A 1,582-nucleotide genomic window follows, 5' to 3' on the forward strand; every position below is an offset into this window, starting at 1 on the left:
CGGCGCCGCAGCGCAGCGGGCGGCGAGGGCGACGACCCACCCGGCACCACGACCCGCGTGCGCGAGTCCCGCCCGCGTGACGAGGTCGCCTCCGTCAAGGGTTCGACCCGTCTGGAGGCGAAGAAACAGCGCCGCCGCGAGGGGCGCGAAGCGGGCCGGCGCCGCACGATCATCACCGAGAAAGAGTTCCTGGCCCGGCGCGAGAGCGTCGAGCGCACGATGGTGGTGCGCCGCCAGGACGGCCGCACCCAGATCGGGGTGCTCGAGGACGGCATCCTCGTCGAGCACTACGTCTCACGGACAACGAATGCGTCGATGGCCGGCAATATCTACCTTGGCCGCGTTCAGAACGTCCTGCCGTCGATGGAGGCCGCCTTCGTCGACATCGGCCGGGGCCGCAACGCGGTGCTGTATGCCGGTGAGGTCAACTGGGACGTCGCCGGGCTGGAGAGCGGCGAGGCCAAGCGCATCGAGAACGTCCTCACCTCGGGTGAGTCGGTGCTCGTGCAGGTCACCAAGGACCCGATCGGGCACAAGGGCGCCCGGCTGACGTCGCAGATCTCGCTGCCGGGCCGCTACCTGGTCTATGTGCCGCAGGGCTCGATGACCGGCATCTCCCGCAAGCTGCCCGACACCGAGCGCTCCCGGCTGAAGTCGATCCTCAAGCAGATCGTCCCCGCCGACGCGGGCGTGATCGTGCGCACGGCCGCCGAAGGCGCCTCGGAGGACGAGCTGCGCCGCGACGTCGAGCGGCTCGCGAAGACGTGGGAGAAGGTGTCGAAGGCATCGGCGTCGAAGTCGGGCAAGAAGGGCGGCGCGCCGTCGCTGCTCTATTCGGAGCCCGACCTGACCGTCCGCGTGATCCGCGACGTCTTCAACGAGGACTTCGCCTCGCTCGTGATCTCGGGCGACGAGGTGTGGGACGAGATCTCCTCGTACGTCGAGGATGTCGCCCCCGACCTCGCCGGCCGGATGACGAAGTGGACGAGCGAGCAGGACATCTTCACCGCCCACCGCGTCGATGAGCAGCTCGCCAAGGCGCTCGACCGCAAGGTCTATCTGCCCTCCGGCGGCTCGCTCGTCATCGACCGCACCGAGGCGATGACGGTCATCGACGTCAACACCGGCAAGTTCGTCGGCTCCGGCGGCAACCTCGAGGAGACGGTCACCAAGAACAACCTCGAAGCCGCCGAGGAGATCGTCCGCCAGCTGCGCCTGCGCGACACCGGCGGCATCATCGTCATCGACTTCATCGACATGGTCCTGGAGTCCAACCGCGACCTGGTCGTCCGGCGCCTGCTCGAATGCCTCGGCCGGGACCGCACCAAGCACCAGGTCGCCGAGGTCACCTCCCTCGGCCTGGTCCAGATGACCCGCAAGCGGGTCGCCTCCGGGCTGCTCGAGGTCTTCTCCGAGAACTGCGACTGCTGCAACGGTCGTGGCGTGATCGTGCGCGGTACCCCCGTGGACACCCCGGCCGAACCGGCCGACGACCGCGGGCACATCTCCGGAGCCGGAAATGGCATGACCGGGGCCGGCTCGAACGCCGCCGGCAGCGGCGGTTCCGGCCGCGCCTCCCGCC

Annotated in this window: 1 protein-coding gene; it reads left to right on the forward strand. The window is 69.5% G+C overall.

Annotated features, from left to right (window positions below):
• Positions 1–1,582, forward strand: a 1,582-nt coding sequence (locus tag BN11_RS24235; RefSeq protein WP_235435528.1) for an Rne/Rng family ribonuclease, incomplete at both ends; no start/stop codon positions are given.

This window comes from Nostocoides australiense Ben110, from assembly GCF_001050535.1.
Lineage (GTDB): Bacteria > Actinomycetota > Actinomycetes > Actinomycetales > Dermatophilaceae > Nostocoides_A > Nostocoides_A australiense.